15 protein-coding genes are annotated in these 25,864 nt (G+C 63.6%); 5 read left to right on the plus strand and 10 right to left on the minus strand.

Annotated features, from left to right (window positions below; genetic code table 11):
* Positions 1-3 precede the first annotated feature (3 nt).
* Both TSA66_RS06125 and TSA66_RS06130 read right to left on the minus strand, forming a co-directional pair.
* Positions 4-1,695 carry a carbamoyltransferase family protein gene (locus TSA66_RS06125; protein WP_040039394.1) on the minus strand — a complete coding sequence of 564 codons (1,692 nt, stop codon included), beginning with the start codon at positions 1,693-1,695 and terminating at the stop codon, positions 4-6.
* 142 nt (positions 1,696-1,837) lie between these two features.
* A complete protein-coding gene (locus TSA66_RS06130) occupies positions 1,838-3,775 on the minus strand; it encodes a glycosyltransferase (protein WP_084199939.1) in 1,938 nt (645 codons plus the stop codon).
* A 169-nt stretch (positions 3,776-3,944) separates the two neighbouring features.
* Between TSA66_RS06130 and TSA66_RS06135 the strand changes: the two genes are divergently transcribed.
* Entirely contained in the window at positions 3,945-4,202 is a 258-nt protein-coding gene (locus TSA66_RS06135) for a hypothetical protein (protein WP_040039395.1), read from the plus strand.
* A gap of 166 nt (positions 4,203-4,368) precedes the next feature.
* Positions 4,369-6,204, plus strand: a complete 1,836-nt coding sequence (locus TSA66_RS25400) for an ATP-binding response regulator (RefSeq protein WP_052452140.1) — start codon at positions 4,369-4,371, stop codon at positions 6,202-6,204.
* A 39-nt stretch (positions 6,205-6,243) separates the two neighbouring features.
* Here TSA66_RS25400 and TSA66_RS06145 read toward each other — a convergent pair whose 3' ends face one another.
* Positions 6,244-6,888: a response regulator gene (locus TSA66_RS06145; RefSeq protein ID WP_040039396.1), complete on the minus strand. Its 645-nt coding sequence runs from the start codon at positions 6,886-6,888 to the stop codon at positions 6,244-6,246.
* 456 nt (positions 6,889-7,344) lie between these two features.
* On the opposite strand from TSA66_RS06145, the gene TSA66_RS25405 reads away from it, so the two are divergent.
* A complete protein-coding gene (locus TSA66_RS25405; RefSeq protein WP_052452141.1) occupies positions 7,345-10,119 on the plus strand; it encodes a serine/threonine-protein kinase in 2,775 nt (924 codons plus the stop codon).
* A 61-nt stretch (positions 10,120-10,180) separates the two neighbouring features.
* Here the strand turns inward: TSA66_RS25405 and TSA66_RS06155 are convergent, their stop codons facing one another.
* The 4 genes from TSA66_RS06155 to TSA66_RS06170 form a co-directional block, all read right to left on the minus strand.
* Positions 10,181-10,954 (minus strand): PP2C family protein-serine/threonine phosphatase, encoded by a 774-nt coding sequence (locus tag TSA66_RS06155; protein WP_040039397.1) that lies wholly within the window; start codon positions 10,952-10,954, stop codon positions 10,181-10,183.
* A 49-nt stretch (positions 10,955-11,003) separates the two neighbouring features.
* Positions 11,004-12,473, minus strand: a complete 1,470-nt coding sequence (gene tagH, locus TSA66_RS06160) for a type VI secretion system-associated FHA domain protein TagH (protein ID WP_040039398.1) — start codon at positions 12,471-12,473, stop codon at positions 11,004-11,006.
* 384 nt (positions 12,474-12,857) lie between these two features.
* Entirely contained in the window at positions 12,858-14,375 is a 1,518-nt protein-coding gene (locus TSA66_RS06165) for an SEL1-like repeat protein (RefSeq protein ID WP_084199352.1), read from the minus strand.
* A 243-nt stretch (positions 14,376-14,618) separates the two neighbouring features.
* Entirely contained in the window at positions 14,619-15,773 is a 1,155-nt protein-coding gene (locus tag TSA66_RS06170) for a GNAT family N-acetyltransferase (protein ID WP_040039399.1), read from the minus strand.
* Between the two features lie 237 nt (positions 15,774-16,010).
* Between TSA66_RS06170 and TSA66_RS06175 the strand changes: the two genes are divergently transcribed.
* Together TSA66_RS06175 and TSA66_RS06180 are read left to right on the plus strand one after the other, a co-directional pair.
* Entirely contained in the window at positions 16,011-17,705 is a 1,695-nt protein-coding gene (locus tag TSA66_RS06175) for a GMC family oxidoreductase (RefSeq protein ID WP_084199356.1), read from the plus strand.
* Between the two features lie 157 nt (positions 17,706-17,862).
* Positions 17,863-20,607 carry a LuxR C-terminal-related transcriptional regulator gene (locus TSA66_RS06180; protein WP_040039400.1) on the plus strand — a complete coding sequence of 915 codons (2,745 nt, stop codon included), beginning with the start codon at positions 17,863-17,865 and terminating at the stop codon, positions 20,605-20,607.
* Positions 20,608-20,646: 39 nt separating this feature from the next.
* Here the strand turns inward: TSA66_RS06180 and TSA66_RS06185 are convergent, their stop codons facing one another.
* From TSA66_RS06185 to TSA66_RS06195, 3 genes are all read right to left on the minus strand, one after another.
* Positions 20,647-23,046 carry a tetratricopeptide repeat protein gene (locus TSA66_RS06185; protein ID WP_052452144.1) on the minus strand — a complete coding sequence of 800 codons (2,400 nt, stop codon included), beginning with the start codon at positions 23,044-23,046 and terminating at the stop codon, positions 20,647-20,649.
* Positions 23,047-23,104: 58 nt separating this feature from the next.
* Complete coding sequence (locus TSA66_RS06190) at positions 23,105-24,643, minus strand: fatty acyl-CoA reductase (protein WP_052452145.1); 1,539 nt, start codon at positions 24,641-24,643, stop codon at positions 23,105-23,107.
* A 67-nt stretch (positions 24,644-24,710) separates the two neighbouring features.
* Entirely contained in the window at positions 24,711-25,730 is a 1,020-nt protein-coding gene (locus tag TSA66_RS06195) for a DUF2156 domain-containing protein (protein ID WP_084199358.1), read from the minus strand.
* Between the last annotated feature and the right edge of the window lie 134 nt (positions 25,731-25,864).

Below are 25,864 nucleotides of genomic sequence, written 5' to 3' on the forward strand. Positions count from 1 at the left end.
GGTCTAAGAGACCGGGTCCGGCTCGACGCGTTTTCGTATCAGGAAGGGCGGCATCGCCAAGGCGTGCATCGGCGTGCGGCGGAACGATTCGAGCGCCTCGGCCGGCGTCTCCACGATCGGCTCTTCCTTGCGGTTGAACGAGGTGTTGAGCAGGACCGGCACCCCGGTGCGCGCATTGAATTCGATCAGCAGTGCGCGCAGCAGGGGATCGTCGCCCTCGCCCACCGTCTGCAGCCGTGCGGTGCAGTCGACGTGCGTGACCGCCGGAATGATGTGCGCCGCCTGCGGGCGCACCGGCGCGGCGAACTGCATGAAAGGCGATGGCCGCCGGATGTCGAAGAATTCCTCGGCACGTTCCAGCAGCACGAAGGGCGCCAACGGCCGGAACCATTCGCGCTCCTTGACCCGGGAGTTGATCCAGTCGCGCATATAGCCGTGGCGGGGATCGCCCAGGATGCTGCGATGGCCAAGCGCGCGTGGCCCGAATTCGCTGCGCCCCTGGTACAGGGCGACGACCTTGGTGGCGCACAGCAGGTCGACCATGCGCGTGCACAGCGCGCCGGCATCGTCGATGCGCTCGACGATCAGGTCGTCGGCGCCGCGCAGCGCGGCTTCGATGTCGTCCAGGCGCGGCTGCGGCCCGAGAAAATCGCTTTCCCAGCGGAAGTCGCAGCGCGTGCCCAGCAGTTCGGTCAGGCCGTAGACGGCGCAGCCAAGCGAAGTGCCGGCGTCGCTCGGCGCCGGCGGAATGAAGACGCGCCGGAATGGGGTTTCGCGCAGCAGGCGGTCATTGGTCGCGCAATTGAGGCCGGTGCCGCCGGCGAAGCACAGGTTCTCGGCACCGGTCTGGCGATGCAGCCAGCGCGCCACCTCAAGCACCGCGTCCTCGAACGCGCGCTGGCCGGCCGCAGCCAGGTTGGCGATATCGGCAAAGCGCGCCGTATCGGCCGTCTGGCCGTCGGCGTAGCGGAAGCGCCCGCGCTCGGCGAGCACTTCGAACCAGCGCGCCGGAATCGTTACCTGCGCGCCGTCGACATCGAGCGGCGGCAAACCGAGCGCATCCGGATTGCCGTAAGACGCCAGGCCCATGACCTTGCCCTCGCTGCCTGCGCCGGAAAAGATCGCCTGCGTCAGCAGGAAGTAGAACATGCCGAGCCCGACGAGACGCCGCTCGTTGCGGTCCCACAGCTGCTTGCCGACGCACTCCACACGCTGGCGGTCGGCGCGGTAGAAGGAGGACACTTCGCGCCAGTCGCCAGGCACGCCGGCCGTGCCGCTCCATTGCTCGGTCAGGTCGGACACGGGGCTGCCCTGGCCGTCGATGATCATCACCGCCGCGTCCTCGAAGGGCGACGGATGGAAAACGCTGTAGACGTGCGCCAGGTGATGCGATATCCGTGCACGGCGGCAGCCGGGAGAAAGCCGCAGCGACTCCATCAGTTCCTGCTCGTAGGCGGCCAGGTTGTCGATCTCGCTGTCGGACGAATAGCATTCGACCAGCACATCGATGGCCCCATCCAGGCCGGCCAGCTGCGGCAGGTACACTTTGCGGAAGTCATCGACCTTGCCCCAATGGTGCTTCTGCCGCGTCAGCCTTTCCTTTTGAATCGCGAACACCACGCGCGATCCCTCCATCAGGCACAGGCTGGCATCCTGGGTCCGGTTCACGCCCAGTATTCTCGGTACATCGCTCATCGTTTTCTCCTATATTGTCCATGCGGTCATTGCAGCGCTTGCCATGCACCGCCATTGCTGCCTTTGCGCAAACGCCCCGGGCCGCTGGCCGGCGCATGCGGGGCGATCAGCAGTGTCTCGTTCGAATTACCCATGGGTTTGTTCAACCGCTGCGGCGTGGCTGCGCCACCGGCCGCAGCGCATCGTCGGTGGCGGCAACGATCACGCGCCGGAAGAAACGCACCAGTTCCGGCACATGATGATCGAACGTAAACTGCGGCCGCTGCTGCCACACGTTCTTCCGCACCGCTGCCACTTGCGCTCGATCGCGCAAGGCCGCGCCGAGCTGCTCGATGTCATCGAAGAAAATGCCGGTGCCGAGCTGTCTGCTGAGCGTTTGGCTTGCCACTACTGCCGCGCTGTTGGTGCGCTGGATCATCGGCAGCCCGGCGGCGGCCAGAGTAGCCATGCGCGCCGGGTAATTCAGGTCATCCCAGTTGGCGCGCCGGATCTCGCCGCCATTCTCGCTGGCGAAGGCATGCAGCCAGCCGGCATCATAGCGCGAAAACTCGTTCACCCAGTGCGGCTGGTCGACGTTCGCGTGCAGGTGCAGGTGATCGGGCGCGAGCGCGGCCGTCCTGTCGATCCATTCGCGCCACTGCCCGTGCGTGTAGTCGCCGTAGAAATGCAGGTGGATGTCCTGCCCGGCCAGCGCCGCCACCACCTCCGGGTGCAGGCCGATCGGCCGGCCCGGGACGACGGTATGGACGGCGCCGTCCGCATCCGACAGCAATGGCGCCGGCTGGCGCTCGAACCAGTCGCGCTTGGGCAGGTCGCCGTCCAGCACGTGCGTCGGCCTGGCGCGCGACACGCCGGGGATCACGGTGTCGAACCAGTCGCGCATTTCCGGGCTGCAGAAAATCTGGCCGTCGGCATGGCGGTAGAGGTCGATCAGCTGCGGCCAGGTGCCCCGCTCCAGGCAGATGAACGGCCCTTCCTTGAAATGCCAGACGAATGGAATGCCGCGCGTGGCCATCAGCACTTCATGCGCGAAGGGCACGGCCTGCCAGTTGAGCAGCGCGTAGATGAGGTCGGGGCGGATGCGCCGGACGGCGCGACGCCAGTCATTCTGCGGCAGGTCTTCGACATGGCCGAACGGCACCGGCCCGACCGCGTTGTACCAGTGCGGCTGCGGCGTCCACAAGCCGTACAGCTTGTGACCGGCCTCTTCCAGCGCCAGCACGCGGTCGGCGTTATAGGCCAGCTCCCCCACCAGCAGGATTTTCAGCCCATCGGCGGCGGGCGCGGAAGCCGGGCGCTCGCGCATGGAGCGGAAGTGATCGATTTCATCGACCGCGTTGCCGACCGATGAATGAAAGCGCAGCGGCTGCGTCACGCGGTAGTGCCGGCGAAACGGATTGATGCCGCCCGTCGGCTCGCGCATGAGCTTGTGGCGCTGCTGGGGATGCGCGACCCACTCGCAAGTGACGCAATCGCTGGCGACAAAGCGTCCATGCGCGCGCAGCCGTTGCCAGTACAGCCGGTCGAGGTCGTCCGACTCCAGCTCGGCACGTTCGACCCAGCGCTCGTCGCGCTGCCGGTGCAGGCACTGCACCAGCTGCAATGGATAACCGGCGATCTGCCCCGGCGCGCTGCGGTTGTAATGGTGGCGCGCGCCGGAATAGGCCAGGACCGCGTCCGGCGTCTGGTCGAGACAGGCGGTCAGGCTGCGCAGGTGGTCGCGGTAGTAGACGTCGTCGCTGGGCAGGTAGGCAATGAAGCGTCCCTTGGCCTGGGATAGCCCTTCATTCAAGGCCCTGCCCAGCCCCTGGTTTTCGGCCAGCTTGCAGTAGCGGATGCGCGGGTCGCTCAGATAGGGCAGCACCGTGTGCGTCGTGTTGTCGCGCGATCCGTCGTCGACGACGATCGCTTCCCAGTCCGGCAGGGATTGCGCCAGCAGACTGTCGAGCGCGCGCGCAATGAAGAACGATTGCTCGAAAGTCGGCATCAGCACGCTGACGGACGGCGCGGCCGTGCTGACCAGCGCTGGCGGCTGCGCCGAAGTCCGGGAGTGCGGCTGCGTGTCGCTTTCGTTGCCCATGTCCAGTTTTCCGCGTGCAATCATTTATCGACATACGGCGCTTCGACGTGCAAATTATGTGCCTTGATCTGTGAACTTGAGCAGCGGCAAACGGTTCATCGTACTGTCATAAACGCACCGCAGAATACGATCAGCCAATCGGGATGGTTATTCGGCGCGGAGGCATGGGATGGAGATCACCGATGAAATGTTGCAAGCGGCAGTCAGGAAAGCGGTCGAGGCAGGTTTATTACCCCGAAATGCATGCCGCGACGATGTGATCGCCAGCAAGGAAATCATGCGTCCAATCGTGCAAGCGATTTTGGCGGCCAATCCGCACGAAATTTGTCGCAGCGGCACACCTTCCCTGGTGCACAATCGTGCCAATTCATCTTTTCCCACCAGGCAGGATGTGAAGCATGCAATTTCTTCCTATGCATACGGCTGAAGTTTTTTCCAACGCTTTACGCCGGCCTGCAACACCATCCCGCCGCAATTGGCCAGCGTTTAACCCATATCAAACCTGCCGCCTTGCGGGGTAGTTCACACGCGCCAAGTCTGCGTACGCTGTGGGGATTCCGGTTTTCGGAGATGTGCGATTTACGTGAGTTCCTATGTTTAACCCGAAAGCCGCCAGCGATCGCGCGACGGGCATCGCGGTCATGGCCGAGCGCATTGCGCTGTGGCAGTCAGGCGTTTTACACCAGCAAGTAATATATGCGGCCTGCCTGCATGTGCTTGCCGCCGTCGTCCTGTTCGCGCTGCTCCGGCCACAGCCGTTGGCGCCGGCCGCCCTGCACGAGTTCGCGTTCGCCGCCGGCGTATGGGCTGCCGGCACCGCCGGCTGCTATGGCTTTAGCGCTGCGCGCTTTGCCGACAAGCATCCGGCCCGTGCACCGGGATGGTTTTGCACGGCGGTTTCGCTGTGGGCGCTGGCATGGGCGGCCGCCTTCTGGCAATTGCTGCCGCTTGTGCCGGGCGAAGCGCTGCTGGCCATCATCCTGCTGCTGGCGGCGGGCACCGCGCTGGCGCTGGCCGCCAGTTTCGCGGCGATGGCGTGCTTCACCCTGTTCCTGCTGCTGCCGTTCGCCGCGCATCTGCTGACCGGCGACATCCGTTCCGGGCTGTCGCTCGGCCTCGTCGTGCTCGCCCTGCTGCCCTTGTACCTCGCACTGTGCCGGCGCCTGAACCAGATCGTGCTGGAGAATTGCCGCCTGCGCATCGAGAGCGAACAGACGTCCGCGCAGCTACGTGAAACAGCCGGGGCCGAAGCGGTCCTGCGCGAGCGCACCGAGCAGGCATTGCGCGTGGCAGAACAGGCCTGCGCCGACAAGACGCGCTTTCTTGCAGCGGCCAGCCACGACCTGCGCCAGCCGGTGCATGCGATCAGCCTGTTCGTCGCCGCCCTCAAGCTTGAAAACTTCGACACCCGCGCCAAGTACCTGGTCGACCGGCTGGACCGCTCGCTGGCCGGCCTGGACGAACTGTTCAACCGCCTGCTCGACATCTCGCGCATCGACGCCGGCGTCATCACCCCGTCGGTTCGCGTGTTCGAAGCCCATCCGATCGGGCAGACGCTGGAGACGCGCTTCGCACCGCTGGCGGCCAGCAAGTCCCTGCGCTTTCATGTGCATTGCCCGAAGGGGCTGTTCCTGCACACCGACGCCGAACTGCTGATCGAGCTGATCATGAACCTGCTGTCGAACGCGTTTCGCTATACGGAGCGCGGCGGCGTGCTGCTGGCGTTTCGTGCGCGGCAGGACAAGGTGCTGGTGCAAGTCTGGGACAGCGGCTGCGGCATCCCGGAAGACCATCTCGACCGCATCTTCGACGAGTTCGTCCAGCTCGGCAATCCGTCGCGCGACCGCAGGAAGGGGCTGGGCCTGGGGCTGGCCATCGTCAAGCGCCTGTCCGGCATTCTCGGCTGCGTGCTGCGCGTGCGCTCGGTGCCGGGCAAGGGCTCGGTGTTCGAACTGGAGGTTGCGCGCAGCACCGACATCACGGCGGCCGACTATGCCGCAACGCAGGGCGAACAGGCCGAACACGACCTCAGCGGCATGCTGGTGCTGGTGGTGGACGACGAGATCGATATCCTGGCGGCGATGGAAGCGATCCTGTCGTCCTGGGGCTGCTATGCCATCTTGGCCCGCTCGATCGACGAGGCGCTCAAGTATGTCGACGCCAGCCTGCGCTATCCCGATGTGCTGATCACCGACCACCGGCTGGGCGACCACAAGACCAGCTTCGACGCGGTCCGGGCGGTGTCGTCGGTGGTGCCTTACGAGATACCGGTGATCGTGATTTCGGGCGAAGCGAATTCCGCGCTGGAACGCGAGGTGCAGGACATGGGCTGGCTGTTCATGAACAAGCCGGTCAATGCCGCCAGCCTCTATCGCGCCCTACAGCAGGCACTGGCCATCGGCAGGAAGGAGTTTCCGCAAGTGGCGTAATGGCAGGCACGCGGCGACGGGCTGCGCGGCGTGGCCGCCTCAGAGCATCGGCAGCTTGATCCCGTACCTGGCCACCGCGATCAGGGCCTGCGTGCGCGATGCCACTTTCAATTCGCGCAGGATCGCGCTTACATGGATCTTGACGGTCGACTCGACGATATTCAGGCGGCGCGCGATGAGCTTGTTGGGCAAGCCCATGATGATCAGGGCCAGCACTTCCTTTTGCCGCTCGGTCAGCGACCAGGTGCCGGAAGCATCCGCGCTGCCGGCTGCGGCGTGCGGCAGCGCGTCCGTGCCGAGGATGCTTTCCGGCAGATAGACGCGGCCGTCGAGCAGCGCCTCGATCGCGCTGCGCATGCGTTCCGAGTCAGCCGATTTCGGCACGAACGCCTTGGCGCCGAGTTCGAGCGCCTTGAGCACCGTGTTGCGGTCCTCTTGCGCAGAAACGACAACGACCGGCATCAGGGCGTGCCGTTCCTTGAACAATTCCAGCGCGACGAAACCCGGCTGATCGGGCAGGTTCAGGTCGAGAAAGACGAAGTCGATGGCCTCGGCCGCGGCGATCTCCAGCGCCGAGGCGCAGCTGTTGGCCTGCCACAGTTCGGACTGCGGCTGAATCCTTTTGATCATGATCGCGATGCCTTCGCGGATCAGCGCATGATCGTCAACAATCAGAATCTTCATTGTCCGCGCCATCTCACCAGCGTGTTTGCGACAGTCGAGAGCCTACTCCCAAGGCCATACCGCGTCTTTACTACTTGAGTATGATCGAATCGCCTGTCGTCCTGCGGTATCGTGACCCTGATCTGATCCAGAAGAAATCTTGTATCTTCATCGTGAAAAATCAGGGCTATCGTGATCAATGACAAGCAATCGTTTCATTGCGCGAACTATCTGTCTGCGGCGCGAGCCCAATAGCCGGAAGAGGCGATCCGCATGCGTTTTCCCAACCAAGTCACGATCGGCGCCCTCCCGCGCCCGCCAGAAGTTGCGTCGAGCCAAATTCCTTGCCATGTCGGCCAATCCTCGACGTCGCCGGCCCGCCTGCGGCAGCGCGCGCCTCGCGCAATCGGCGCGGCCGCTTCATCCATGCCCATGCGCAAGTCGGCGCATCCGGCCTCAACAAGTCGGTGAACTCTTATGATGAACAACGACAAAGACAAGACCGTGGTACGTAGCCGCCGCGTGCCGCCTTCGAGCGCAGGCAACCAGCCCGAGGAACACAGCGTGAACGTGCTGCCGGTCGGCACGCGCCTGGGCGAATTCGAAATCCTGGAACTGATCGGCGAAGGCGGCTTCGGCATCGTGTACCTGGCGTACGACCATTCGCTGGAGCGCCACGTCGCGCTCAAGGAATACATGCCCACCGGGCTGGCCACGCGCACCACGCGCATGGCCGTGACGGTACGCTCGCAGCACAATGCCGACACTTTCACGGCGGGCCTGAAGAGCTTCGTCAACGAGGCACGCATGCTGGCGCAGTTCGATTCGCCGTCGCTGGTGAAGGTGTACCGCTTTTGGGAAGCCAACGGCACGGCTTACATGGTGATGCCGTTCTACGAAGGCATCACGCTCAAGAAGGCGCTCAAGGAACACCGCATCACGCCGACCGAAAACTGGATCCGGATGCTGCTGGCGGACCTGTTCGATGCCATCGACACGATCCACCGCGTGCAATGCTTTCACCGCGATATCGCGCCGGACAACATCCTGCTGCTCAAGGATGGCCGGCCGCTGCTGCTTGATTTCGGCGCCGCGCGCCGCGTGATCGGCGACCTCACGCAAGGCCCGACCGTGATCCTCAAACCGGGATTCGCACCAATCGAGCAATATGCCGATATTGCCGGACTGCGCCAGGGCGCCTGGACCGACATCTATGCGCTGGCCGCCGTGGTGTATTACCTGATGACCGGGCGCGCGCCACCGCCGGCCGTCGCGCGCATCGTCAAGGACGAAATGGTGCCGGCGCGCGAAGTCGGCAAAGGCCGTTACACCAAGCCCTTCCTGGCCGTCATCGACAAGGCGCTGTCGGTCAAACCGGAACAGCGCTACCAGTCGATCGCCGAACTGCGCCGCGCGCTCGACATCATGGAGTCGGTGCCGCGCAGCCTCCCGCGCACCGGCACGCACTGGAGCAATACGGACGTGCCGACCGTCCCGATCGGCGGAGCCCGGCAGGATGGCAGGCCGCAGGAAGGCGCCGACGAGCGCCCCGTGGCCCAGCCCGACCGCGACTGGCAGCGCGCGCGCGGCATGCGTCATGCCGACGACGGCGCCCGACGCGGCAAGCCGGCATGGCTCGCGCTGGGCCTGCTGCTATTGGCTGGCATCAGCGCCGGCGGCTACTGGGGCATGCAATACTGGAATGCGCCGCATCAGCCGGCGCTCACCGATTCCCACAATGCGCCGGCGGCCGATTCTTCCGGCACGTCTTCCGGGGCGTCGTCCGCCTCCGGCGCAGCGCCGGAAGAGGCGAGCCCGGACCGCGAGGTTGCGGCAGCCCCGCCCGCTCGCGAGCAGACGCCGCCGGCGGCGCCACAGCAAGCTTCTCCACCGGCATCCGCACCGGCCACGCCGCCGCCCGTGATCGCCACGACCGAGCCGGCGCCCAAACCATCGGCACCCGCCGATGTTGCTCCGGCCACGCCACCTCCCGCACAGGACAGCGACAAGCGGCATGAAGCGCCAACGCCAGCCAGGGAGGCGCCATCGCCTGCCGAACGCAATGCCCGCACCCAGTCCGAGGACGACCTGTGGCGCGTCGCCTCTGCATCGGACCGCAACGATGCTTACGAGTTTTACCTCAACCGTTATCCGAAGGGCAGGTACGCCGCCGTCGCCAAACAAAAGCTCAAGCGCAAGACATCCAGGACCGAGGAAAAACATCCTGCGCTCGCCATGAACACCCCGCGCGAAGCCGCCGCCCCCGCGCCGCAAGCCTCTGCACCGCCATCGCCGGCGGCGCCGCAAACATCCGGCTCGTCGGGCTCCGGCAGCGAAGAGCAGCCACGAGCCCCTGCCGCGACACCCTCCACCTCTTCGTCGGCCGCAGGGTCGCCGGCCGCAGGTCCGGCACCCGCCGTCCAAAGCCCTTCGCCTGCAGCGCCAGCGGAACCGGCGCCATCCACGGCGAACGTCGCTCCCGCCTCTTCGCCGCCGGCCTCGGCCGACGACCTGTCATGGCAGACTGCAGCCGTGGGAGACAAAATCACGGATTACCAGGCATACCTCGACAGATATCCGAACGGCCGCCACGCGACGGCAGCCAGCGACAAGCTGGCAAGCCTGAAGCGGCAACTGGAACCTTCCCCGGCGCTGCCGAAGCAGCCGGCACCGGCCGAACGCAGCGAAAGCAGGATGACCGAGGAAGACCGCGCACCGGCAAGCGACCACACGGTGCTCCGCATGGCCGGCCAGACCATGACCGGACGTTTCACCGCCGATCCCAAGACCGGCGTCGTGTCCGGCACCGGGCGCATCGTCTGGAGCAACGGCGACCGCTTCGAAGGCACCCTCGTAAACGGCATCAAGCAAGGCAAGGGCCTGTTCGTCTGGGCCAACGGCCAGCGCTACAAGGGCGAATGGGCCGACGACATGCCCAACGGCCGAGGCACCATCTACTATGCCAACGGCAACCGTTACGACGGCGAAGTGAAGGACGGCCGGCCGCACGGCCAGGGTGTCACGCGGTTCAAGGGCGGCGACGTGTATGCCGGCACCTGGGTCCGGGGCAAGAGCCAGGGGCAGGGACGATACACCTGGGCCAACGGCAGCTATTGGGAGGGAGAATTCCGGGACGACAGAAGGACGGAAAACGGCAAGATGGTGTTTGCCGATGCCGCCGCCAATGCGCGCACAAGTTCCGGAGACGGTCAGAAAACCGGCAGCGCGGCAGCCGGCAACGGCCAGGATTAAAGAGCGAAACACACGACGCTAGACGGCGCCAGTGTTTCCTCGCGCGGCGCAGCATTCACGATCAGCTTCCCCGGGCACGCTGCACGGTCGTACTCTCGACGTCGCCGCACCACACGCCGATGGCGGAAAAATTATCCGATCCTTCCCTGATCTGCGCGCTGATGTCGACCTCCATCCGGTTGAGCCATGCTTCCGGCGACATCGCTTCCATCAGCGCGCCCTCGATCGCTGCTTCATCCTGCAATCCCCAGAAGCCGTCGCTGCACAGCAGGAAGGCATCGCCTTCGCTGACCGCGAAAGGCCGCTCGACCACGCTCGGCTGGAACGACTCCTGCGATCCGATCGATGCGATCAGGACATTGCGTTCGCTGTGCGTCAACGCTTCTTCCGGGCTGATCAGGCCGCCGTCGACCATGCTTTGTACCAGGCTGTGGTCGCGCGTGCGAAACTGGGTCGCGCCGTGCCGCAACAGGTACAGCCGGCTGTCGCCTACGTGCCCCCACACCGCGCGAGGCGCCTCTGTATCAAGCACCAGCACCACCAGCGTCGAACGCATGTCGGCCAGCCCGGGGTCGCTGCCCTGATGGTGCAGCACCGCCTCGTTGGCATGGCGCAGCAAGGCCGAGACTGCGCTGACCGATGCCTCCGGCTTGGCCACGAATTCCCGCAGCACCGCCTCGACCGCAACGCGCGACGCAACGTCGCCGCCGCCGTGCCCGCCCGCGCCGTCGGCCAGCACGCAGCAGACAATGCCCTCCTCCTGCAGATAGCCGCAAGCATCCTCGTTGCGTTCCCGGCCACCGACCCGGGACAAAGCGGAAATTCTACATTCCACGGATTCACCTGCCTTGTTGGTTATTTCGCCATGCCTGGAGAGGGTCGGCCTAGCGGCCGCCCTTTTCCTCCAGGCGCCTGATCTGCGCCTCATACGCGCTCACGAATTCGTGGCCAAACATGGCCTCGATGTCGTCCTGCGCTTGCCTTGAAACATCGGCATGAATTTCCTCGTACAGTTCCCACAGCCTGGCCTTGCGGTTCATCGGCAGCATGGTGTCGAGCATGGAGCGGCTGGAAAGGCGCCTGTTCAATTCTTCCGGGCTCAAGCGCTGCAGCACCTCCTGCAGGACGACGCGCATGCCGGCCAAAATGCCGGACTGATGGGCGAGCAAGTCGCTCACCGCATCTTGCACGGCATCGTCGGGCTTCATGTAGCCGCGCGTGGGGCGCGCCATGAGCAAATGCGTCAATGCTTCCGCGCCATCCGGAGAGAACTTGAGCGGATTGTTGCCTTCGGAAGAAATGATGGTCATTTCCGCCCGCATTTCCGCCTTGAACGCGGTGCGCGTGGCAAGCAGGTCGATGAAGCCCTGCGCGAAACTTCGCAGCAAGGCGCCGACCCGCAGCATCATTTCTTCATCCAGCGCGTTAAGCGGAAAGTCCGGCAGCCCGGCGCCGTACAGGAGCGCCTGCATCAGTTCCGGCGCCGCCTCGGCGCTACGTTCGTCGCCGCTCGATTTGGCGTCCAGCACCTTGCGATTGAGCTCCTGCAAAAATCCGGTCGTGCGGGACTTCGGTATCGGGACAAATTCACGCCGATGCGCTTGGGCCGCCCGGTTGACGAGATCGGCGAGCTTATCGGGCGATTCGACCGCAGGCGAGGCTGGTGCGGCCGGGCGCTGCGTTGCCGGGCCCGGCTCGCTCTTGCCGACGATGACGGTCTGGCTGGTGCCTTCCGGGCTGTCCCAGGAACGAAAGCCCGTGGTCGAGGCGGGATAGGTGGCGGCGACCTGATACGGCTCCTGGCTGTTGGCCGCATTGCCGGAATGCGCCAGCGTGCGCGCCTGCAGCGCGGCCGACGCGGCGGGGCGCTGAGATATATTCAGTTGCGTCGCTTCCGTGCCGGGCTGGGTGCGCACCTTCGCCGGCCTGTCGTGCAGCGGGGCCGGCTTGGTGTCGAACAATTCGGAATCGTCCACATGCGGCCTGTCGGTCAGCGGCACGGAAAGATCGCCGGACCGCTGCGGCGATACCTCGGTCCTGGTCTGCTGGAATTCGACACGCAGCACATAGTCGCCGATATGCAGTTCATCGCCATCGCTCAGTGCCGCCAACTGTCCGGCGGGAAGCGGTTCGCCGTTGCGCTCGATCGGATTGGCCGTACCGCGCCCGAGCAGCAAAAAGCGGCCATCCGCCCAGCGTATTTCCGCCTGCACGCGCGAGACATGCCGCTCCGGGTCTGGCAACGACAGCGTGCAATCCGAGCTGCGTCCGATGCTTCCGCCGGCTTCCGAGAACTCAGCCTCTGTGATGGTATCGGGCGCACGCCCCCGGTAACGTAAAACACGGATGAGCACATTATCTCCCGGTCATTCCTGTACGCACAGCGACCCGGCGCAGCGCAACCGAGCACCACAGCCAAGCGCCATGCCGCCTCGCCTTTGCATCGGTTGCAAAGCGCGCGGCATTTCTCGGCTCCAAGCTATTGGACAACGTCGGATGACAAGGGTGCGATGAGAAAAGTCCGAACTGGTCAATGACAGAATCGGTCTTTTTCAATCGGGCAGCTATACGACTGAAGTATGAGACGGCCTGCTGCTGCAGCGTGCATGACCTTCGTGCAATAGGGAGTTGAGGCGACGGCCTGTGCGAGGAGCGCCTGCCGAATCGGTGTCGCGCTCAATGAAAAAAAGCCCGGCAGCGTCGTGCCGGGCTTTCGATCCTGCTGCCGGGTGTGGAGGTCAGTGCCCCGACGAAGCCACTGCCTGCCCGCGCGCAAACATCAGGCCGAGCTGATATTGCGCCATCGAATGGCCCTGGTCCGCAGCCTTGCGGTACCAGTGCGCGGCCTGCGAAAAATCCTGCCGCACGCCCATGCCGGCCGCATACAGCTGCGCGAGGTTGTACTGCGCATTGACATCGCCCTGGTCGGCAGCTTGCCGGTACCACTGTGCCGCCTGCGTAAAGTCGCGCGTCACGCCCAGGCCGGCCTTGTACATGGTGCCGAGATTGTTCTGCGCGGCGGCATAACCCTGCTCGGCTGCCTTGCGATACCATTCCGCCGCTTCCGGATAATCCTGCGCCGCGCCCTGGCCGCTGGCGAACAGCAGGTTGCCCAGGCTGTTCTGCACATAGGCGTCCCCCTGGTAGCCGGCCTTGCGGTGCCAGCGCATCGCCGCCGCGTAGTCCTGCTGCACGCCCTGCCCCGCGAGATACATGTTGCCCAGGTTATGCTGCGCCAGCGCATGGCCCTGCTCGGCCGCGCGGCGGAACCACTGCGCTGCCTGCGCATAATCCTGCGCCACGCCTTCGCCATTGCTGTACATGAGGCCGAGGTGATACTGGGCGCCGGAGTCGCCTTGGTCGGCGGCCCGGCGGTACCAGCCGAGCGCTTCGGTGTAATCCTGACGGACGCCTTCGCCATTGTGGTACATGAGGCCGAGGTTGGTCTGGGCGCCGGCATCGCCCTGTTCGGCTGCCTTGCGGTACCAGTACAGCGCCTGCGCATAATCCTGCTTCACGCCGAGGCCCTTGCGATAGATATTGCCGACGTTGTTCTGCGCGTAGGCGTTGCCCTGGTCGGCCGCCTGCGTGTACCAGTGCAGGGCCAGCTTGTAATCGCGCGGCACGCCTTGGCCATTGATGTACATATTGCCGAGATTGATCTGCGCCAGCGGATGTCCCTGATCGGCCGCCTTGCGATACCACTGCTGGGCTTGATCGAAGTCCTGCGGCACGCCCATGCCATTGTTGTACAGCAGGTTCGCCAGGGTGAATTGGACGTTCGTATAGTCGCGCGTCACGACGTTGCGGTACACGGGCAGGTTCGCCTCGTTTTCCTGCGATCCGCCTTCGCCGTTGTCAAAGCGCACGCCGAGGTTGACCGGTGCGCTGGTATATCCCTGGTCGGATGCCTTGCGGTACCAGTACACGGCCAGCTTGTGGTTCGGCGCGACACCCTGCCCCGTGGTGTAGGCGTTACCGAGATTGATCTGCGCCAGCGCATAACCCTGGTCGGCCGCCTTGCGATACCACTGCACCGCTTCGGCGGCATCCTGCCTGACGCCCTCCCCCATGTCGTACATCCAGCCCAGGTAATACTGGGCGCGGGCATCACCCTGATCGGCCAGTGGCTTCCACTCGTTTAGCGCGCTTGCATAGTCGTTCCTGTTGTAGGCAGCAAGGCCTTCCACGAATCCAGCGTGAGCGGAGACGGAAAAGAGAGAGGCGGCAAGAAGAGGAAGGATGTGGTAGCGCATGTTTTCGTCACGAGTATGGATTGATGGTGGGCATTACTCCATTGAGGAAAGATGCCATACGGATCTGAATAATATGACAACACTTGGAGCGATCCCGCCGGTTTGCGCTGACACGCGAAGCCAAACGTTTGGCTTATAGAGCCAATAGTTGACTGTTGGAACTACGAGGGAAGATGAGGTAGGGAGCTGCTTGAGTTAGCTCAAGCAACGCCTTTTTTCTGTGTAAAAAAACAACATCCCAGTTCAGGAGCGGGCTGGCCGAAGGTTGCGCATTGCCCCTACAAGATTTGCTGCGAGGCGGGCTGCCGCATTGTCCCTGTGCTGCATCTCGTGCAGCCAAAGCTGCCCCTTGCGCCTGCAACTGCGGCTGACATCCTCCAGCGCCGTACCGAGATGCATAAAACGATGCCATTGTGAGCGATAGACCGTCAGATGATCGAGGCTGCGCTCGATGCCGAGCAAACGGTATTTGTAGTCGTTCTTGCCCCACAAGAAGTGGTATTCAGCGCCCCCACGCTCGATGCATGCGCAAATGGTGAGGTAACAGCACAGCGTGCCAAGGCGGTATTCGTTATACGTCGGGTCATGCGCGATCACTTCCAGAAAATAGTTATCGCCGACTTGGTAATTGATGGTGCCGGCGCAGACGCGGCCGTCGATCATCAGTACGCTGAGCAATCCGCACTCCCGCATCAGCCGCAGAATGCGCTGCTCCTCCTGCGTGCCGACGCCTGCGGTCTTGCCCTTCTCGGCCATTCTGGCGCCATTGAGCCGGATGATATCGCGCACATGCTGCTCCTCGATTTCAGCCCCGACGACAATCCGGTGGCTCAATGACGGGAAGCTGCGCTTCAATTTATTTAGGTAGCGTTTGATGTAATTGCGGGTCGAATTGCCGAGGCTGTCCAGATACGCCACGCGGTTCTGCGGCAGCGACAGCACGATATCTTCGAGGCAGTTGTAGCGTTGATGCGGGAAGGACAGCTGCCGGGTGTCGGGCTGGAGCGCATGGAAGCTGACAAGATCAAGCGTGCGGTCGGTGGAAAACAGGTAGCTGACGAAGCGTTGCAGTGCACCGCCGTCGATCCGGATGCCTTCGTTGAGCAGGCGCGCTTCGCGCTTCGTTCGCTGGAACAGGAAGACTGCGGTGATTTCCTGCCCCTGTCGTTCGACATAGGTGCTGGTGGGTGCGCTCAATGCGCCGTCGATTCTGAACTGGCACAGCGACGAATAGATGTTCCCATACAGCCGCACCAGCTCCGCTTCCACGAATGGCGGCACGTCATTCTCGTGGCAGGTCACGCTATAGGCATCGCCCGCCTGCGCCTGGGTCGGCGCGGCAAGTGCCTGGTCCATTGTCGTCATCGATGCATTGATCGACACATCGCCCATGTTCATCCTCATCTCCCTGTGAATTTCAATATTTGGATAAGACGGGGAGCAAGAGTTCATTGGGGGCCATGCCTGAAATGCGTTTGTTTGCGCATCCACAAAAGTCGTGCTGCGCGTAAGCGAACATCTCCATCCTTTCGGATGGTGACGTTGGCGCCTTCGCTTCCTACTCTGGATTGAGACAAGACGACGCAGTTCGTCGAGGCATGCCGGGGGCCAAGAAAATCCAAACAGGAGACAAGCATGTTCGACTACGTGATTGTCGGCGGAGGATCCGCCGGCTGTGTGCTCGCATCCCGGCTGAGCGAAGATCCGGACGTAACGGTGTGCCTGCTGGAAGCCGGCCCGCCCGACACCCATCCGATGATTCATATGCCGCTAGGCATATTGTGGATGATGCACAGCAAAGTGCTGAACTGGCATTTCCAGACCCGCAGCGAACCCGAACTCGGCGGACGCCAATTGTTCTGGCCGCGCGGGCGCACTCTGGGCGGATGCAGTTCGAGCAATGCCATGTGTTACATGCGCGGGCATCCTTTCGATTACGACACCTGGGCCAGCCTCGGCAATCCGGGCTGGTCATTCAATGAAGTCCTCCCGTATTTCAAGCGCGCGCAAAACCAGGAGCGCGGCCCCTCCGAATTCCATGGAACGGGAGGGCTCCTCAATGTCGCCGACGTCCGTTCGCCGAATGTGCTGTCGCGCGTCTTTGTCGAAGCAGGTCAGCAAGCCGGTCTTCCCTACAATGACGATTTCAACGGCCTCGAACAGGAAGGCGTCGGCCTGTTCCAGCTGACCCAGAAGGATGGCCGCCGCTGCAGCAGCGCCCGCGCCTATCTGCAGCCGGCGCGCACGCGGCCGAATCTGGCCGTCATTACCGACGCCCATGCCAGCCGCGTGCTGTTCAACGGCACGCGCGCCATCGGTGTGGAATACCTGCAGCAAGGCCAGACCAAACAGGTGCGCGCGCACCGGGAGGTGATCCTGTCGGCTGGCGCGATCCAGAGTCCGCAGCTGCTGATGCTGTCGGGTGTGGGCGATGGCGCGGCGCTGCATGCCGCCGGCATCCCGGTATTGACGCACCTGGCAGGCGTGGGCAAGAACCTGCAGGATCACCTGGACGTCATCATCGTGCAAACCTGCACCAAGGCGGTGTCGTGGGGAATTACCGGGCGCAATCTGTTGCGCGGCGCCTGGGATGCCTTCCGCTACATTACGGCCGGCAAGGGCATGTATACCAGTAACGGCGCCGAAGGCTGCGCCTTCGCCAAGAGCGCCCCGCACGAACCGGTGCCGGACCTGCAATTCCACTTCACGCCGCTGCGTCTGTCCTATCACGGCCGCAAGCTCGGCTTCCTGATGGGCGATGGCTATTCGCTGCACGTCTGTAACCTGCGTCCGAAGAGCCGGGGCGAAATCCGACTTGCCAGCCGCGATGCACTCGCCAAGCCCGACATTTTCGCCAATTACCTGACGGACCCGGATGACATCGAGCACATGGTCAAGGGCGTGAAGCTGGCACGCAAGATACTGGCCGCGCCCGCCTTCGATCCCTACCGCGGCCGCCAAATGGTGCCGGAAGCCGATTGCGTGAGCGACGACGATATCCGCCGCTTCATCCGGCAGCGCGCGGAGACCATCTATCATCCGGTCGGCACCTGCAAGATGGGCAACGATCCGCTGGCTGTGGTCGACGCCGAACTGCGCGTGCACGGCCTGCAGGGCTTGCGCGTAGTCGATGCATCGGTCATGCCGACGCTAGTTGGCGGCAACACCAACGCGCCGACGATCATGATCGCGGAAAAGGCGAGCGACCTGATCAAGCGCAGCCGCCTGGCGAAGACGGACATGTCGATTCCATGGGCCGAGGCGGAAACCGCGCGCATTCTGTCCCAGTACACGACGACACCGGCGGCGCCGACCACGCCCGCCGAGTGATGCGCGGCTTCATGGGGCAGGCCTGCGCCGGGCACGGCTTGCCCGACAAACAAACCGGCGCTGTCCCAACACTGGCTATTGGTCAAAGTAGTTGCCTGACACGCTGATATGCTGGCCATATCCTCGTCAGCCAGGCCGACCATTCGCCAGCGTCTCCATGAACCAGCTGTCGCTTCCCTCTCGCGGTCATGTTGTGCCCACGGGCGTGGCGGCTGCGGCTATCGCGCTCAATGCCACCAAGTTCCAGCCTCCGGTTGCGAACCAGTGCAGCGTGGCGCGCGAACTGCTGCTGGCGCGCCTGGAACGGCAAGCCGATTTTCACCTGGCGGTCCTGCTGGCGCCGGCAGGATATGGCAAGACCACGCTGATGGGGCAGTGGATGAATCGCCTCCAGCAACGGCGATGCCACGCAAGCTGGCTGACCCTGGACCACGCGGATAACGACCCGGCCCGCCTGATGTGCTATCTGTACGGCGCGCTGCATCCCTGGATGCAGGCTGTCGCGCCCGGCTCGGCTGAAGTGGCGCTGCTGGCGTTGTCGGACTGGATGTCGGTGCTGGACCGGGTCGGGCCGGATACCGAGCCGCTCACCCTTTTTCTCGACGAATTCGAGCAATTGACGAGCGCTTCTTCGATGCGCGTCGTCAAGCTGCTGGTCGAGCGCCTGCCGCGTCAGGTGCGGCTGGTGATCGGCAGCCGCGACAAGCCCGCGCTCGGCCTGGAACGCTATCGCGTGCGCGGTGAGTTGCTGGAGTTGACGGTCGCCGACCTGCGCTTCGATAGTGCCGAAACCGCACGCTTTCTCAGCGGCCGCGTCGCCGACCCGATCGGCAGCTGGACCATCGAAAAAATCCAGGCCGTCACCGCTGGCTGGCCGGCCGCATTGCAGCTTACCGCGCTGGCTATCCGTAACGGCAGCGACCTGGAACGCTATGCGCACGACCTGTCCGGCAGTCTGGCGCATATCGCCGACTACCTGGCCGACGATGTGCTGAACGCCCAATCGTCCGAGGTCAGGGCGTTTTTGCTGGAAACCTGCGCCCTGCCCCGGCTCTGCGCGGACGTATGCGACGTCGCAACCGGACGCAGCGATGCCCGCTACATGCTGCAGTACCTTGAACGGCATGGCTTGTTTACCACGCCGGTGGACAACAGCGGCAACTGGTACCGCTACCACCCCTTGTTCGCCGAGTTCCTGCGGGGCCAGCAGGCGCTTGCGCTCCCGCCACAGAAGGTGCGGGATTTGCACCGGAGCGCCGCCCGCTGGTTCGCCCGCCACGGCGCCACGATCGAAGCGGTCGACTTGTGGCTTCTGGCCGGCGACCATGCCGCCGCCATGCGCGAGATGACTAGCTGCGCGCGGGAGCTGGTGATGCAGGCGCAGTTCGGCATCATCCTGCGCTGGCTTGATCGCCTCAGCGATGAAGCGATCGACGATGCCAGCCCGGAACTGATGCTGGCGGCGGCCTGGGCCTGCGGCTTCACCCATCAGGCGCAGGCTGCGCTGCGCTGGCTCGATCGCCTCGCGCCAGCCCTCGGCGCCGCCAGCGGCACGTTGCACGATGAATGGACCGCGCTGCGATCGATCCTGATGGCGCTGTGCGGCGATACCCGCGCCGCGCTCGCCCATGGGCTGGCGCAATGGAAAAAAATCGACGCGGGCCACCGATTTGCCGCCGGCGCACTGGCCAACGTGATTTCCTACTGCCTCATGCTCGAGGGCGATTTTGCCCGCGCGCGGACATTCTCCGAGCATGCACGGCGCTGTAATGAAGAAATCGGCAGCGCGCTTGGCCTCGGCTATGCGATGGCGCTTTCCGGCCTGATCGAGGCAATCCAGGGCAACCTCGAGCGCGCGCTGGAGCAATGCCGGGAAGTGGGAAAAATGGCCTCGCTCAGATTGCGCCAGCCCTGGTTCGACCCCAGCCACGTCAATGTCGCATCGGTCGGCTTGATCGCCGGCGTACTGTACGAAAAGGACTGTCTCGACGAAGCCGAGGAACTGCTGCGGCGCTATCTTCCGCTGATCGCGCACCAGCCCTCGCTCGACATGCAATTGTTCAGTTACCTCGTGAAGACGCGCGTCAAGGCGGCACAAGGCGACATCGAAGCCGCGCTTGCCACGCTGGACGAGGCGGCAAGCCATTGCGCAGCCTGGCCGGCATCGCGCGCGCTGCACGTCATCGAATGGGAGCGGGTACACCTCGGCCTGTCCACGGGCCAGGCCGAGGCAGCTCTGGCGCACGCCGCCGGCCTGGAACGCATGGCTACCTGCACCACCGGCGGGCACGGCCATTCGTATGTGGAAGAATTGTTCGGCGCCGGCATCGAGACGATCCGCTGCGCCATTGCACGCGGCGACGTGCGGCAGGCGACGCAGCGGCTGGAGCATGAAATCGCGTGTGCGAAAGTGCAAGGTCGGCGCTGGCGCCTGCTAAAGCTGGCGCTGCTGCAGGTGCTTGCCCTCGACGCCGCCGGCGCATGTCAGGCGGCCCATGTTGCGCTGGTGAAGGCATTGCAACTGGGGGCGGCCATCGGTGCGCGCCGCAGCTTCGCTGAAAACGGCGCGCGCATTGGCGCCATGCTGTCGGCGCTGCCGCCGCAGTTGTTTGCAGCCCTGCCCGACGCCGATGCCGTCACGGCGTACTGGCGCGATCTGCGCGGCCAAGCGCCTTGCGTCTTGCAACCGGCAACCGGGGCCAACCTGGTCTTGAGCGAACGCGAGCGCGCCATCTTGCAATTGCTCGCGACCGGCATGGGCAACGAGCAGCTCGCCCGGGCCGTTTTCCTCTCCGTCAATACAGTTAAATGGCATGTCCGCCGCATCCTGGAAAAACTGGATGCTCGCAACCGCAGCGAAGCGGTTTTCATTGCCCGCAACCGCGGCCTGATCGACACTTGAAACACTTCGCCGCTCGCTGGAAAAGGCGGTGCGGTATTCCTATGGCACGGCAAAGCCTTCCGGCGCATCACCCTTCTGATAGCGCTCCCACATGTGCATATAGGCGGCCTCGATGTGGCGGCAAAACCGCGCAGTATCGAACAGCGGAAAGCTGGCGCGATTGGCCGCGAGGCGTGCCTTGATCTCCGCCAGGCGCGACGGCGAGGCGGCCAGCCGCAGCGCCAGCTCTTCATACTGTTCCAGGCTTTTCGCCACCAACTCCGGCAAGCCGATTGCGTGCAGCAGGCTGCTCGCCACGCGCCCGGCAAAGGACTGCCCGAGGCAGGTAAGCACCGGCAACCCCGCCCACAGGGCATCGCTTGCCGTGGTATGCGCATTTACCGGCAAGGTGTCCAGGAACAAGTCGCCCAGCTTCATGCGCGCCAGATGCTCGCCCTGGTTCATCCTGTTCGCAAACACCAGTCGTCCGGGGTCCACGTCGCGCGCCGCCGCTTCGCGGCGCAGGCTGGCCGATGCCGTGCGATTGTCTTCGAGCAGCCATAGCACGCTGCCCGGCACCTGTTGCAGCAGGCGCATCCAGATATCGAATATCGCCGGCGTGATCTTGTAGCAGTTATTAAATGAGCAGAACACAAAACCGGACTCGGGCAATGCCACCTGCCCGCGCCCCGGCACCTGTTGCACGATGCTGCGCTTGGAGTCGGTCGCCTGGTAGGAATCGGGCAGGTACACCACCTTTTCCGAATAGTGCTGCCGTTCCTCCTCCGGGATGACATGCCGATCGGCGAGAATGTAGTCGATGTAGTCCGCTCCCATGGTGCCGGGGTAGCCGAGGTAGTTGACCTGGATGGGAGCGGCGCGCTGCGCGAGAATGCCGGTCCGATTACCGAAAGTGAACCCCTTCAGGTCGACGGCGATATCGATTTCCTGCTCGCGAAGAAGCTGCGCGACTTCGATGTCGCTCTTCTCCCGCACGTCGAAAAATCGATCGAAGGCGCGCTGCAGGCGGCCGCGCATCTCGTCATGGACATCCTGGCCGAAAGAGACGGCGCATACCTCGAAGCGCCGCCGATCATGAGCCTCGAACAATCCCGCCATCAGATAGGCAGTCGCATGGTTATGGAAATCGGCGGACAGGTAGGCAATGCGAATTTTGTCGTGCCGGTGCCGTGCTCCCGGCCGGGGCGAAGCGGCACGCCCGGGAAACAGGTCGGCGGCGTAAATTTGCGCACAGCGCTTCTGGTCGGCAGGCGAATCCGACGCATTAAGCAATGAAAATGGCGTGGCGGCCCTCTTCCCGGCCCGCACCATTTGAACGAGCCGTTCCTTGAGTTGCGCATACTGCGCCCAGCTGCAGCAGCGCAGCAGGCAGGAAAACAGGCTCCCAAGCACATAGTCTTCGTCCGGCGCGAGCTGCAGCAGCCGGGCATACGCATGTGCCGCCTGCTCGAACATCCCCGACACAAACAGAATGGCGCCATAGTTCTGAAGCGCTTCCCTGAAATTCGGATTGGAGCGCAATGCCCGTTCATAGCTGGCCAGTGCGTCTTCAAACCGGTGCAGATTCCGCAAGGCGTTGCCGCGGTTATTATGCGCATCGGCAAAATCGGGCTTCAATGCCAGTGCCCTGTTACAGCTGGCAAGCGCTTCCGTATTCCTGTTCAGCGAAGTCAGTGCAATCGCGCGATTATTGAGCGCATCGGTAAAGTCGGACTGCTGCGCAAGTGCGCGTTCATAACTGGCGAGAGCCTCGTCATAGTTGCCCAGTGCCGCCAATGCCAGGCCGCGATTGTTGAGTACCTCGGGATTGTCCGGATTCAGCGCAAGCACGCGCTCGAAGTCTGTAATCGCTTCTTGATACCGATGCAACAGGAGTAGCGCCGTTCCCCGGTTTTGCAAAAGGGCTGCATCATCCGGTTTGATTTTCAGCGCGCGCTCGCACGCCCTTAGCGCTTCATCGTGCCAGTTCAGGCCGAGCAATGCATTGGCGAGGTTGTAGTGCAGCTCGATTGCTTCGGGCCTGAGTTGCAGCGCGCGGTTGTAGCATCCCAGCGCCTCGACATGGCGGCCCAGCTGCAGCAAGCCCATCGCCAGGTTGCTCATTGCCGGGACCTGGCACCCGTCAATTTCCACCGCCTGGCCGATCAGCTCCACGCCTGCCTGGGTCTGCCCCTGCTGCAATGCGATCAGCCCCAGGTAGTGCAGGGCATCGGCATGCCGGGGATGCAGGCGCAGGATGTCGCGGTAAATCGCTTGCGCCGGCATCAGCGCGCCCTTTTTATGCAGCGATACCGCTTCCTTCAGCCGCTCGTCGATATCCGGGGCGGCATGCCGGCCGTCCTGCGCCGCAGAAGACGATGCGGCGGGCGCGGATCCGTCCGGCGTACGCGGCAGCCGCTTCTGCTTGATAAACATGGCGAGAATATTCGCCAATGGCATCTTCCCATCCCTTTCTGAAAACGTTCAATTGCACGCTGCGTTCGTTTCCCGGATACGCTTACCGCGCCACCTGCGGCGCGGGCACGACCGCGCTCACCGGCGCGCTGGCCGCAGCGGCTTCCCTGCGCCGCAACGCATACCGGTTCAGCCCTGCCATGTGGATGCGGCACAAATAATCAGGCCAGTTGATCAGGCGGGCGTCCACGGGAAAAAGGAATCCGTCTTGCGCATTGAAGCGCTGCGCCAACGCGAGCAGCTGCGAGTTATGGAAACGGTAGCGCGGCTGGGTATAAAAAGAGAACGTGATGGCCAGCATGCGCGTGGTGCGCAACGCTTCCAGCGATCTCGACGCGCCTCCGGCGCCGAGCAGGCGCTGCAGCGCGCTGCGAACGCTGACAACCGCGCCCATCGCACCCATCATCAGACGGAACGACGCGTTGTTCACCACGCGGAAATCATGTTTCGGTTCGTTATAGAACAAGCGGTCGTATGCGCGCCAGTTCCGCTTCGATTCCCCTTCCAGCAGACGGATTACCTCGCCCATCAGGATCGGATTGCTCGACCCGCTGCAGCATTGATAGATGCGATGCGGCCCTGGATCGGCGATGGCTTCCGCAGTCGCCAGCAGTATGCTGTTTGCGACCAGATCGGCGGGAATGATATCGATGACCTCGTCGGTCTTCGCCGGGAAGAAGCTGGTTTTCCCGCGCGCATAGGCCAGAATGATCGCATCGGCCACCTTGACGCCTTCAATCCATCCCGGCGCCGGCTCCTGCAGCACGCTCTCAATGATGGAGGGGCGCAGGATGCTGAGCGGGCGGCCGTGCATGCCGCGCATGGCAAGCTGTTCGCCCATCCATTTCGTGAACGTGTAGGTATCGTTCCAGCCGTAGCGGTTGGACTCGGCGATACCCAGCTCGGTCAAACGCCGCTCCAGCAGCTTGGGATCACGCACGGCGGCCTTGATACGCTCGATTTTCTTCTGCAGTTTGCCGATCAGCGCGTCGACATCATAGTACCCGTCACGATGGCGGGGAATCGCTGCACCGGCCGGGTTGACGATCTGCTCGCGCATCTCGCCCCGGTTGTATCCGTTGACGTAACAGGTGGATACCTGGATGAGAGGGGCATTCGCTGCGCGCGCCAGAGCGGTAAGGTGGTGCAGGCTCATGGTATTGATCGCCAGCGCCTGATCGAGCGGCTCGCGGAAATTCACGCTGGCGGCGGCATTGATGATCACGTCGACCCGCCCAGCCAGTTCCACGAACTTGCTTGCTGGAAGGCCGAATCCGGGCTCCGTCACTTCGCCCGTGAGGCATTCCACCTTGTCGATAAAAAAGCGTTCCAGGAAATCGGGTTGCTCCGCCCGCAACCTGTCAAACACGGACGAGGTCGCGATCTCCCGCTCAAAGCGTTCACGGGCGCCGTCGCAGCCGCGGCCGCCGCGAATGAGCAGGATCAGCCGGTCGACGTCGGGCACCGCGCGAACCAGTTTTTCCAACACCACCTTCGCCAGAAAGCCGGTTGTCCCCGTCAACAAAATGCGCTTGCCGGACAAGGCCGCCCGTACGCTCAAATTTTGTACTGGTTGTGTCATCTTTTTTCTCTCAATCGGACAGGTAGCCCGGCCGGTGGCCACGGCCGGCATTGCTGACGCGTGCAAATCAAATGATGCGCGTCAGGCGGAACAGGGCAAACATCGCAAAGCCTGGCATGGCGTTGCGGTGGCAGCAGTACGTCTTTTCGACCGTGCCCTGGAAGCGCGATTTGGCGAATTCCAGTCCCTTGAAGTTGTACAAAAAATCCATGCGTTCACGAATCACCGACATCACGCGGCGCAACAGCCGCGACTCCTGCGGTTCGACAGTCTCCGCTAGCATCAGCGGCACCAGGCCCAGATCGATGTACGCGACACCTTCTTCCTTGAAGACTTCCATCGCATGCGCCATCAGGGCATACCACAAGCCCTGCTTGAAGTTGGCGGACGACCTGGAGATGTTCGGAACATAGCTGACCAGCTTGCCGTCGCGGTAGATCGGATCGAAGAAGACGAACCCGACTGCCTTCCCGCCCAGGTAGGCGTAGAAATAGCGCGTGCCCTCCCGAAAATCGATCAGCATTGGCCGGATCAGGAAACGGATTTCATTGTTCTTGCAGCGGCGGGTACGGATCCAGGCTTCCGAGATTTTCCGGACGTCATGATCGAAACCGCCTTCGCGTATCACGATCCCCTGATTGCGGGCCTGGTTAATCGCGGTGCGGATGATCTGTTTCTTCGCGCCGCGCAGCGACCAGTGCGCCAGGTCGATCTTCGATTCGCTGCCGAACTGCGTGCCGTAGTACCCGTAGCGATAATGAAGATGATCGACCACTGCCTTGCTGACCTGTACGAACACCGCGTCGGGAAACTCGGCAAGAAAGCGGTCCAGCATCAGCTCGCGATGCTTCGGGTGGCACACCGGATCGGCGAGTGCGAACCGCACGCCGTAATGCCGGGCATAGGCGATGTATCCGATTCCCGGCATATCGAAATACGCCAGGTCCGGTTGCATCGTCGAAAACGCCATCGAATGCGAGCCGAACTGTTTCAGGCACGCGCTACGGCGTGCGATGTCTATATGTGTGACGCCAGTGGCAATAGGCCTATCCAGCGCAAAAGCCTGATCAGTCAAGTCGACCTCCATATATGCGGCAAGCTGGCATCGAAAAGCGGTGCGCGCGTTTGCGACGGGCCGAACAGGAAATCGACTCAGGCCGTTTGCAAAACTCCTTCTGCCGTACACGCGTCATGCAGGGGCCTGCAATGCGCATACGGCTG

Source organism: Noviherbaspirillum autotrophicum, from assembly GCF_000818395.1.
Lineage (GTDB): Bacteria > Pseudomonadota > Gammaproteobacteria > Burkholderiales > Burkholderiaceae_D > Noviherbaspirillum > Noviherbaspirillum autotrophicum.

Bases quoted from the DNA above. Each gene is read 5' to 3' on its own strand.
- TSA66_RS06125 (WP_040039394.1), bottom strand. From the start codon at position 1,695: ATGAGCGATGTACCGAGAATACTGGGCGTGAACCGGACCCAGGATGCC.
- TSA66_RS06130 (WP_084199939.1), bottom strand. From the start codon at position 3,775: ATGGGCAACGAAAGCGACACGCAGCCGCACTCCCGGACTTCGGCGCAG.
- TSA66_RS06135 (WP_040039395.1), top strand. From the start codon at position 3,945: ATGGAGATCACCGATGAAATGTTGCAAGCGGCAGTCAGGAAAGCGGTC.
- TSA66_RS25400 (WP_052452140.1), top strand. From the start codon at position 4,369: ATGTTTAACCCGAAAGCCGCCAGCGATCGCGCGACGGGCATCGCGGTC.
- TSA66_RS06145 (WP_040039396.1), bottom strand. From the start codon at position 6,888: ATGAAGATTCTGATTGTTGACGATCATGCGCTGATCCGCGAAGGCATC.
- TSA66_RS25405 (WP_052452141.1), top strand. From the start codon at position 7,345: ATGATGAACAACGACAAAGACAAGACCGTGGTACGTAGCCGCCGCGTG.
- TSA66_RS06165 (WP_084199352.1), bottom strand. From the start codon at position 14,375: ATGCGCTACCACATCCTTCCTCTTCTTGCCGCCTCTCTCTTTTCCGTC.
- TSA66_RS06170 (WP_040039399.1), bottom strand. From the start codon at position 15,773: ATGAACATGGGCGATGTGTCGATCAATGCATCGATGACGACAATGGAC.
- TSA66_RS06175 (WP_084199356.1), top strand. From the start codon at position 16,011: ATGTTCGACTACGTGATTGTCGGCGGAGGATCCGCCGGCTGTGTGCTC.
- TSA66_RS06180 (WP_040039400.1), top strand. From the start codon at position 17,863: ATGAACCAGCTGTCGCTTCCCTCTCGCGGTCATGTTGTGCCCACGGGC.
- TSA66_RS06185 (WP_052452144.1), bottom strand. From the start codon at position 23,046: ATGCCATTGGCGAATATTCTCGCCATGTTTATCAAGCAGAAGCGGCTG.
- TSA66_RS06190 (WP_052452145.1), bottom strand. From the start codon at position 24,643: ATGACACAACCAGTACAAAATTTGAGCGTACGGGCGGCCTTGTCCGGC.
- TSA66_RS06195 (WP_084199358.1), bottom strand. From the start codon at position 25,730: ATGGAGGTCGACTTGACTGATCAGGCTTTTGCGCTGGATAGGCCTATT.